Source organism: Tabrizicola sp. (assembly GCF_031377265.1).
Taxonomy (GTDB): Bacteria; Pseudomonadota; Alphaproteobacteria; order Rhodobacterales; family Rhodobacteraceae; genus JAUYQR01.
Genome location: NZ_JANMET010000139.1, coordinates 1 through 9,239, shown reverse-complemented (window position 1 = coordinate 9,239; position 9,239 = coordinate 1). Strand labels below are relative to the sequence as shown.

The 9,239-nt window shown below is 64.8% G+C and carries 8 protein-coding genes and 1 pseudogene; 5 read left to right on the top strand and 4 right to left on the bottom strand.

The features are described 5' to 3' along the window. A partial coding sequence (locus tag RMO18_RS07995) for a phytanoyl-CoA dioxygenase family protein (RefSeq protein ID WP_309665088.1) occupies positions 1-701 on the top strand: 701 nt, incomplete at its 5' end. Next, entirely contained in the window at positions 698-1,699 is a 1,002-nt protein-coding gene (locus tag RMO18_RS07990) for a tellurium resistance protein (RefSeq protein WP_309665087.1), read from the top strand. The genes RMO18_RS07995 and RMO18_RS07990, both read left to right, overlap by 4 nt. A gap of 114 nt (positions 1,700-1,813) precedes the next feature. Here RMO18_RS07990 and RMO18_RS07985 read toward each other — a convergent pair whose 3' ends face one another. Beyond that, positions 1,814-2,509 carry a type 1 glutamine amidotransferase gene (locus RMO18_RS07985; RefSeq protein ID WP_309665086.1) on the bottom strand — a complete coding sequence of 232 codons (696 nt, stop codon included), beginning with the start codon at positions 2,507-2,509 and terminating at the stop codon, positions 1,814-1,816. A 142-nt stretch (positions 2,510-2,651) separates the two neighbouring features. Between RMO18_RS07985 and guaB the strand changes: the two genes are divergently transcribed. Beyond that, a complete protein-coding gene (guaB, locus tag RMO18_RS07980) occupies positions 2,652-4,100 on the top strand; it encodes an IMP dehydrogenase (protein ID WP_309665085.1) in 1,449 nt (482 codons plus the stop codon). On the opposite strand, the gene RMO18_RS07975 is transcribed toward guaB, so the two are convergent. Together RMO18_RS07975 and RMO18_RS07970 are read right to left on the bottom strand one after the other, a co-directional pair. Continuing rightward, the gene (locus RMO18_RS07975; protein ID WP_309665084.1) at positions 4,085-4,615 is read right to left on the bottom strand and encodes a hypothetical protein; all 531 of its coding nucleotides are present in this window, start codon (positions 4,613-4,615) and stop codon (positions 4,085-4,087) included. The genes guaB and RMO18_RS07975 overlap by 16 nt on opposite strands. A gap of 28 nt (positions 4,616-4,643) precedes the next feature. Next, a complete protein-coding gene (locus RMO18_RS07970) occupies positions 4,644-4,772 on the bottom strand; it encodes a hypothetical protein (protein WP_309665083.1) in 129 nt (42 codons plus the stop codon). 476 nt (positions 4,773-5,248) lie between these two features. Here RMO18_RS07970 and RMO18_RS07965 point away from each other — a divergent pair, with 476 nt between their 5' ends. Together RMO18_RS07965 and RMO18_RS07960 are read left to right on the top strand one after the other, a co-directional pair. Then, positions 5,249-6,433, top strand: a complete 1,185-nt coding sequence (locus RMO18_RS07965) for an RsmB/NOP family class I SAM-dependent RNA methyltransferase (RefSeq protein ID WP_309665082.1) — start codon at positions 5,249-5,251, stop codon at positions 6,431-6,433. Between the two features lie 69 nt (positions 6,434-6,502). Next, on the top strand, positions 6,503-8,803 hold the full coding sequence (locus tag RMO18_RS07960) for an ATP-binding protein (protein ID WP_309665081.1): 2,301 nt from the start codon (positions 6,503-6,505) through the stop codon (positions 8,801-8,803). On the opposite strand, the pseudogene RMO18_RS07955 reads toward RMO18_RS07960, so the two are convergent. Next, positions 8,797-9,239 (bottom strand): annotated as a pseudogene (locus RMO18_RS07955) (porphobilinogen synthase); the annotation flags it as partial. The gene RMO18_RS07960 and the pseudogene RMO18_RS07955 overlap by 7 nt on opposite strands.

Here is a 9,239-nt window from a genome sequence, read left to right as displayed (position 1 = left end):
ACCTGCGGGCCGGTGTTGCCCGCAACATGGCGGACCCCAGCCCGGGCGTCATGGCAACGCTGAAACCCGGCGAGCCGGGCAGCTTTTTCGACGACTACTGCAACTGGCAGCGCATCCCGGAATTTGCCCAGGTGATCCGCCAGTCCGATGCCGCCTCGGTCGCAGGCCAGTTGATGGGATGCGACCGGGTGCAGCTGTTTCATGACCATGTGCTGGTCAAGGAACCCGGTACCGCCAAACCCACGCCGTGGCACACCGACGGGCCCTATTACTTCGTCGAGGGGCGGCAGACCGTGTCGTTCTGGTCGCCGCTTGACCCGGTGCGTGAGGCGGCTTTGCGCACGGTCGCGGGCAGCCATCTGTGGCCACGCGACGTGCTGCCAACGCGCTGGCTGAGCCAGACCGATTTCTACCCCGACGCGGGGAACTACATGCCGGTGCCCGACCCCGAAGCCGAAGGCATGCCGATTCTGGAATGGCCGATGGAGCCGGGCGATGCGGTGGCGTTCCACTTCCGCACCCTGCACGGTGCGCGCGGCAATACTGCAACCACCCGGCGGCGGGCGTTCTCGCTGCGTCTGGTGGGCGAGGATGCGCGTTATGTGGCGCGTCCGGGGCCAACGTCGCCGCCGTTTGCGGGGCATGGGATGCACCCGGGGGACCGGCTGCGCGAAGACTGGTTCCCGGTGCTGCGGCCATGACCGACCCCGTCGCCCGGCACCGCCCGAAGCAGTATCCGCCACCCGAGTTTCCAGCCCGCCGCCCAAAACTGTTCGCCCGCACGCCGCCAGCGGTGTTTCCGGCAATACTTGGCCTGCTTGGTCTGACGCTGGCGCTTCGGGCGGGGTTGCGCGTGCTGGATCTGCCGCAGGCGGCAGCCGACATCGCCGCAGGCATTTCGCTGTCGCTGTGGGGGTTTGCGATCCTCGCCTATCTGGCCAAGCTTGCACGGCGGCCGGGCAGTTTGGCGGATGATCTGCGGGTTCTGCCGGGCCGTGCCGGGCTGGCCGCAGCAACGGTTGGCGGCATGGCTGCGGCTGCGGTCCTGACGCCTTTTTCGCCAAACCTGGCAGTTGGCCTGCTGATCACCGCCCTGCTTTTGCACGCGGGGCTTGCCTTGCTGTTGATCCGGGTGCTGCTGCACATGCCACCCGAGGCGCGCAGATTGAACCCGACCTTTCATCTGAGCTTTGTGGGGCAGATTGTCGGGGCGCTGGCAGCGCTTGGCCTTGGGTTTCACGCGGTGGCTGCAGTGCTGTTCTGGGCGACGCTGCCGGTGGCTGTTCTGATCTGGGCGATCAGTGCGCTTCGGTTGCGGCAAGACCATCCGCCGCCGCCGCTGCGCCCGTTGCTGGCCATTCACGCCACACCTGCGGGTGTGTTGGCGTGTGTGGCCAGCCTGATGGGGATGCACGGTCTGGCCAGCGCCTTGCTGCTGATCGCAGTGGCGATCACGCTTGGTCTTGCGGTTTGCGCCCGATGGCTGGTGGCCTCGGGCGTTTCGCCGCTGTGGGGTGCCTTCGGCTTTCCATTGACTGCGGTGACGGTCGCGATGCTGACAGTCGGCGGGGTCTGGGCGACACCGGGCATCCTGTTGCTGGCGGTCGGCTGTGGCGCGGTGCCATTGGTCGCGTGGATCGTGCTGAAGGAATGGCCGGGGGGCAGGCTTGCGGCACGCACCAACGCCTCTGAGGCGTGAGCGCACCCTTGCTGCGCATAGCGCCAACTGAGCGGTTTCGGGGACCCCGAAAGCGCGAGGCAAACGGCCTGCGGCGGCGCCGCTCCGCCAGATAGGCGTGGGGCAGGGTGCGGATCAGATCAGCGCAACCCACGCCCGCGCCAACGCAAGACCGTATGCGTCAGCCAGCGCACCATCGGTCGCGGCAAGATCGGGGTGGCGGGCGACCCACCCCGATGCCATGCGTTCGGTTGCATCGGGGAAGCGGCGGGTCCAATCGGCCACCACGGCGCGGTTGGCCTCGAAATGAAACTGCGTGCCATAGGTCGCGCGGCCAATCCGGAAAGCCTGGTTCTGCGCCCCGCACGAGCCTGCCAGCCGCAAGGCATCTTGCGGCAACGTGAAGGTGTCGGAGTGCCATTGAAAGATCGGAAACGCTTCCGGGACGGCCGACAGCACCGGGTCGCTGCGGGCGGCGTCCGTCAGGGTGACGGTGGTCCAGCCGAACTCGGGTGCCGTGCCAAGCTGGTTTTCGCCGCCAAAGGCGCGTGCCAGGACTTGCGCGCCAAGGCAGATGCCAAGCACGGGGCGGTCCATAGCGGTATATGCGGCCATCAGCCGGGCAAGGGCGGGAAGATAGGGGTGGCTGTGGTCATCCGTCGCCGCCTGTTCGCCCCCGAACACCACCAGCGCATCGGCATCAACCGCGTCGGGCAGGGCTTGCCCCGACCACGGTTTGTAAAGATCTATCAATGCGGCCTGTTCGTGCACTGCCACACCGACCTGTCCGTGATGGGTGACGCGGGTGTTTTCGACGATTGCGATGCGCATTCAGGCTCTCCGCTGCTGGCAGGCACAATCTGCACGGGGCGCGGCGGGGTTCAAGCGCTAGATGCAGGTTTTCTGCTTGCCAATCGGCACGGTGCGTGAAATGGGGAACCGCCAAACGACGCCACTCCCGGAGGGAAAACCAATGGAGATTCGTGAGGCTCTTACCTTTGACGATGTGCTGCTGGTTCCGGCCGCTTCAAGCGTGCTGCCGTCGGACGCAGACACATCCACTTTCGTCACAAAACTGATCCGGATGAACATCCCGCTGCTGTCCAGCGCAATGGATACGGTGACCGAAGGCCGGATGGCAATTGCGATGGCGCAGGCCGGCGGCATCGGAGTCATTCACCGCAATCTGGACCTTGAGGCGCAGGCGCGCGAGGTACGCCGGGTGAAGCGGTTCGAGAGCGGGGTGGTCTATCAGCCGATCACCCTGACCCCGGATCAGACCCTCGCCGATGCCAAGGTGCTGATGGAGCGCTATTCGATCACCGGCTTTCCGGTGGTGGACGAGCTGGGCCGGGTTGTCGGCATCGACACCAACCGCGACATGCGCTTTGCTACCGATGACCGCACGCCGGTGCGCGCGATGATGAGCGCGCAGAACCTTGCCATCCTGCGCGAGCCGGTGGACCGGGCCGAGGCGATTTCCCTGATGAAGGCGCGGCGGATCGAAAAGCTGCTGGTCACCGATGGGCAGGGCAAGCTGACCGGGCTTCTGACGCTGAAGGACACCGAGAAATCGGTGCTCAATCCGCATGCCTGCAAGGACGAGATGGGGCGGCTGCGGGTCGCTGCCGCCTCGACCGTGGGCGATGCGGGGTTCGAGCGGAGCCAGGCGCTGATCGAGGCCGGGGTGGATATGGTGGTGATCGACACCGCGCATGGCCATTCCGAAGGCGTGGCGCGCGCGGTGGAGCGGATCAAGGCGCTGTCCAACGCGGTGCAGGTGGTGGCGGGCAACGTGGCCACGGCCGAGGCCACGCGGGCGCTGATCGGCGCGGGCGCGGATGCGGTGAAGGTGGGGATCGGGCCGGGGTCTATCTGCACCACGCGGATCGTCGCGGGCGTCGGCGTGCCACAACTGACCGCGATCATGGATGCGGCACGCGCGGCGGGCGACATTCCGGTGATCGCGGATGGCGGCATCAAGTTTTCCGGCGATTTTGCCAAGGCGATTGCGGCGGGGGCGTCCTGCGCCATGGTCGGCAGCGCCATTGCAGGCACGGATGAGTCCCCCGGCGAGGTGATCTTGTGGAACGGGCGCAGCTACAAGGCGTACCGTGGCATGGGGTCGCTGGGGGCCATGGCGCGTGGGTCGGCGGACCGGTATTTCCAAAAAGACGCGGCCAGTGACAAGCTGGTGCCCGAGGGCATTGAAGGTCAGGTGCCCTACAAGGGGTCCGCGCAAGCGGTCATTCACCAGATGGTCGGCGGTTTGCGCGCGGCAATGGGCTATACCGGCTGCGCCACGATTGCCGACATGCGGGCCAACTGCCAGTTCGTGCGGATCACCGGGGCGGGGCTGAAGGAAAGCCACGTGCATGACGTGCAGATCACCCGTGAAAGCCCGAACTACCGGCTTGGGTGACCTGCGGCGCGTTCGATCAGCGCGATGAAACGATCGCATCGGCTGGCAAGGTATTTGTAGCCAACAGCGACAGAGCTGGTCAGCACGGTCGCAACGCGAAGGCGCAGGCGCGAGACCCATGCGGCGGCAGCTTGGGGATCGCGGTCTGCCGCTGGCTGGTGCAGATCGAAGGCCACAGCCGGATCGTCGCGCATTGCCTGCAATTGCTGGCCCAAGGCAAGAGTGCTTTCGTGGGGGCAAGGTTCGGTGTTGCGAAACGCGGTATCGAGTTGCGCGCGAAGGGCGTTCCATGTGGCAAGCAATGCATCCACTTGCAGGGGGCTGCGCGGGGGCATCCGTTCGACGAGAAGCGATTCTAAGGCGAAGGGCGTGTCGTTCAAACGCCTTGTGTCGCCGAAGGGTGCGGCGGTGTTGTGAAAGAATACCTCGTCATTGCGGCCGATGATCTTGATTTCGTCAAACACCACCTGATCTTCGGCCCGCGCGATAAGGGCGGGCCAGCGGCTGTAATTCACAATCTGCTTTGACCATGCGATCCGCCGATCAAAGCCGCGTTACCGCGCCCGCAGCCGCATCTCGGCCAAGGGTCGCAAGCCCGCTTTCGATCAGGGGCACAGCAAAGATCACGCATTCGACCCGGTAGCCAAGTGCCCGTGCGAGGATCTTTCGCACAGGATATGGGCCTACGGGTCCACGGCCCGCTCGATCAGCGCATCGGCATGGTGTTGCTGGACGCGGCCCTCATATGCGGCCCACGCATCCTGCACCGATGGATCGCCCATGTCGTGGTAGAGTTCGGGCAGCAGTTCACACTACGCATCGCCGCTGATCAATTCAGGAAGATCATGGCCAAGTTCATCGCATAGTCGCGCGACAAGGGTGGACTTTCACCTGCCGGGCTGGCTGCAAACAAAGATTTGGCGTGGGTTTTCTGCCCCGCCGACGCGAACGCCAAGCGTAAGTAGAATGCGGGTTTGATACAGGGCATCCCAGTCCGGGCACAGCCCGCCCCGCGAATTCGGACATCCGGTATGTCCGGGCAGGAATTGATCTTGCCGCCGTCCACAAAACCGGCAAACAGGGCGGATGACCACGAACATCCCATGCTGCTCTGTGTCGCCGGTGCCTGACCTTTCAGTGAGGCTGGCATGACACCTGCCGCCCGTGCTGCCGCAGCGATTGGCGTGCTGGACCGGTATCTGGCCGGAGAGCCGGTGGAAAAAGCACTGACCAACTGGGGCCGGGCCAGCCGTTATGCCGGATCGGGCGACAGGGCGGCGGTGCGTGACCTGGTGTTTGATGCGCTGCGCTGCAAGCGGTCTTTTGCGGCGTGGGGCGGGGCTTTGACGGGCCGTGGGCTGATCCTTGGGGGACTGCGGGCAGCGGGCCACGATCCGGCGCTGATCTTTACCGGCCAAGGGCATGCGCCTGCCGAAGTCAGTGATGCTGATCAGCGGCGCGTGCCCGTTGGGGCTGAGGCGCTGGATGCCCCTGACTGGCTGATGGTGGAGCTAGAGACGAGCCTTGGAGAGCAAACGCAAGCCGTGTTGACCGCCCTGCAAAAGCGCGCGCCGGTGTTTCTGCGGGTCAACCTCGGCAAAGCGACGGTTGCAGAGGCGACTGCCGCATTGGCCGCTGAGGGAATTATCGCAACGACGCACCCCTTGGCCGCGACAGCGCTGGAGGTGACCGCGAATGCCCGCAAGGTGCAAACCTCGTCGGCGTATCTGGGCGGGTTGGTCGAGTTGCAGGATGCGTCTTCACAGGCCGTGGTTGCGGCCTTGCCGCTGGCGGATGGAATGCGGGTGTTGGACCACTGCGCCGGCGGCGGTGGCAAGACGCTGGCGATGGCAGCGCGGGCGCGCATGACGCTGTTTGCCCATGATATCCAGCCGCGTCGCATGGCCGATCTGCCCGCGCGCGCCGACCGGGCCGGAGTGACGGTGACGCTGACAGCGGCACCCGAAATGCAAGCACCCTACGATCTGGTGCTGGTCGATGTGCCATGCTCCGGCTCGGGCAGTTGGCGGCGTGATCCGGAGGGCAAGTGGGCGCTGACCGCGGCGCGCCTTGATGCACTGGTTGCGGTGCAGGCCGAAGTTGTGCAGCGCGCGGCGGCGATGGTGGCTGCGCAAGGCACGCTGGTCTATGCGACCTGTTCGCTGCTGTCGCGCGAGAATGGCGGGCAGATCGCCGCTTTCCTGCGCCGCAATCCGCATTGGCAGCTGGTCAAAGACGCTGCGTTTTCACCGGTTTCCGGGGGTGACGGCTTCTACCTTGCGTTGTTGACGCAGAAGGATCAGCACCCTACACAACCTGCAGTGGTATTCTAAACATCCTTAAGCAACGGTTAAGGAATTTCGCAGCCAATGGCAAAAGCCAAGGACTGCATGGGGTAGCTGGTGCTGAAGGTTGATGGAGAACTGAAGGCGGTGATCGGCGCGGCGCGGTTCGTGTCGGCTCGCGCCGGTTACATCGTGGCGGTGGGCGTCATCTGCCTCATTGTGGCGGCTGTGATCAGCTATCCCTATCCAAGGCTGCTGGCACTTGCTGCGGGGCTGGTGCTTGTGCTGATCGTGCTGGCGGGGCGTGGTCTTCTGGCGCTGGCGGCGTGGAGCGAGCGGACCCACCTGCAACAGATGTATTACTTGGTGGCGGATGATGCCTCGCCCTGTCTGGCAGCAAACCCGCTCGGGCAGATCGTCTTTGCCAATGCCGCTGCCGAAGCGCGCTTTGGCAAGGGTGCCGAGGCGGTACTGGAGGTGCTGAAGGATCAGATCGCATCACCTGCGGCCGTGCTGTTTCGCCTGCAAAGCCGTGCTGCCAGCGAAGGTGCGGCACGGGAGGATGTGCTGTCGCGCCATGGCACCTTGCGGCTGTCGGTGCACAACATCGGGCGGGATCGTTTTTTCTGGCGGATGGACGAATTCAAGGAACGCAGTTTTGGCGGGCGTGGGGCGGAACTGCTGAGCCTGCCGATGCTGGTGGTCAACAAGGCCGGGGTTGTGCTGTTTTCCAACGATGCAATGCGGCGGCTGCTGGGCTTGCGGCCTAAACGGCTGGCCGAAGTGCTGCCCAATGCCGGGGTGCGCAGTGGTGAGGAAGTGACGCTGAGTGGCCCGGATGGCCCGGTGCGCGCCATCTTGGCCGAGGTCGAGGGGCAGAATGAGCGGCGCGAGATCTTTTTGTTGCCGTCACCCGAAAGGCCGGGGCAAGACGCGGTGCTGGCCGATTTTGAGCATGTCCCGGTTGCCTTGATGCGGTTTGGCCCCGACGGGTCGTTGCGCGCGGCAAACAAGGCGGCGCGCGATATGGTCTGGCAGGGCGATCTTGGCAACGCGATGTTCCATGACCTGTTCGAGGGGCTGGGGCGGCCTTTGTCCGACTGGCTGGGCGATGTGGTCAGCGAGCGTCTTCCCGGCGGATCGGAAGTGCTGCGCGCCCGGCGGGCCAGTGACGACCAGTTCATGCAGGTCACCCTGCGCCGCGTGGTTGAAGGCGGGCGGCCCGAGGCGCTGGCGGTGCTGAATGACGCGACCGCCTTGAAGACGCTTGAGGCGCAATTCGCCCAGAGCCAGAAAATGCAGGCGATCGGCCAGCTTGCCGGTGGAATTGCGCATGATTTCAACAACCTGCTGACAGCGATTTCAGGGCACTGCGATCTTTTGCTGCTACGGCACGGGCGCGAGGATTCAGCCTTTGCCGATCTGGAGCAGATCCGCCAGAACTCCAACCGTGCGGCGGCGCTGGTCAGCCAGCTGCTTGCTTTCTCACGCAAGCAGACGTTGAAGCCCGAACATCTGGACGTGGAAGAGGTGCTGTCGGATCTGACGCATCTGCTGAACCGGCTGGTGGGCGAGCGGATCGGGCTGAAGCTTGTCCATGCGGGCCAATTGGGCGCGATCCGCGCTGACAAACGGCAGTTGGAACAAGTTATGATGAACCTGGTGGTGAACGCGCGCGACGCGATGCCCGACGGCGGCGCGATCCGGATCGAGACCGAACAGGTGACGCTGAGCGAGGAACTGAAGCGCGACCGTGCCACCGTACCATCGGGGGACTATGCGCTGATCCGGGTGGTTGATCATGGTATCGGCATCCCGCCGGAACGGCTGCAGAAGATCTTTGAGCCGTTCTACACCACCAAGCGCGTGGGGGAGGGCACCGGACTTGGCCTTTCAACGGCTTACGGGATCGTCAAACAGTCTGGCGGATTCATTTTCGTGGATTCCGAACCGGGGGTGGGAACTACGTTCCTGCTGTACTTCCCGGTGCATATGGTTGAGGCACCGGTCGCGGTTGCAGTTGCGCAGGTCAGGCGTACGCTGGTGCGGCAGGGCGAAGGCGTGGTCCTGCTGGTGGAGGATGAGGCCCCGGTGCGCGCCTTTGCCAGCCGGGCGCTGCGTTTGCGCGGCTACACGGTGCTGGAGGCCGAGAACGCCGAACAGGCGCTGAAGACGCTGGAAGATCCAAGCCTTGAGGTGGATGTGTTTGTCACCGATGTGGTGATGCCGGGCATGGATGGGCCATCCTGGGTTCGCATCGCGCTGGAAGACCGGCCGAACGTTCGGGTGATCTTCGTTTCAGGCTATGCCGAAGACTGCTTGTCAGAGGGTCAGGCACGGATCCCGAACTCGGTCTTCCTGCCGAAGCCGTTTTCGTTGAATGAACTTGCCAGCACCGTCCAGGGCCAGCTTCACTGAGCGGCGCGCAACAAGCGGGCGGCCTCGGGCGCGAAATAGGTCAGGATGCCGTCGCAACCCGCGCGCTTGAAGGCCATCAGGCTTTCCAGCATGGCTTTTTCGCCGTCGATCCAGCCGTTCAGTGCGGCGCCGCGGATCATCGCATATTCGCCGGACACCTGATAGGCGTAGGTCGGCGCGCCAAACGTGTCCTTCACCCGGCGGCAGATATCCAGGTACGGCATGCCGGGCTTGACCATCACCATATCCGCCCCCTCGGCCAGATCACGCGCCACCAGCCGGATCGCCTCGTCGCTGTTGGCGGGGTTCATCTGGTAGGTCTTCTTGTCGCCCTTCAGCGCGCCACTTGCACCGACCGCATCGCGAAACGGGCCGTAAAAGGCGGAGGCATATTTGGCCGCATAGCTGAGTATCGCCACATCCTTGTGGCCGCCCG

Excerpts from the sequence above, each read along its gene's own strand:
- RMO18_RS07990 (WP_309665087.1), top strand. The coding sequence starts at position 698 with ATGACCGACCCCGTCGCCCGGCACCGCCCGAAGCAGTATCCGCCACCC.
- RMO18_RS07985 (WP_309665086.1), bottom strand. The coding sequence starts at position 2,509 with ATGCGCATCGCAATCGTCGAAAACACCCGCGTCACCCATCACGGACAG.
- guaB (WP_309665085.1), top strand. The coding sequence starts at position 2,652 with ATGGAGATTCGTGAGGCTCTTACCTTTGACGATGTGCTGCTGGTTCCG.
- RMO18_RS07965 (WP_309665082.1), top strand. The coding sequence starts at position 5,249 with ATGACACCTGCCGCCCGTGCTGCCGCAGCGATTGGCGTGCTGGACCGG.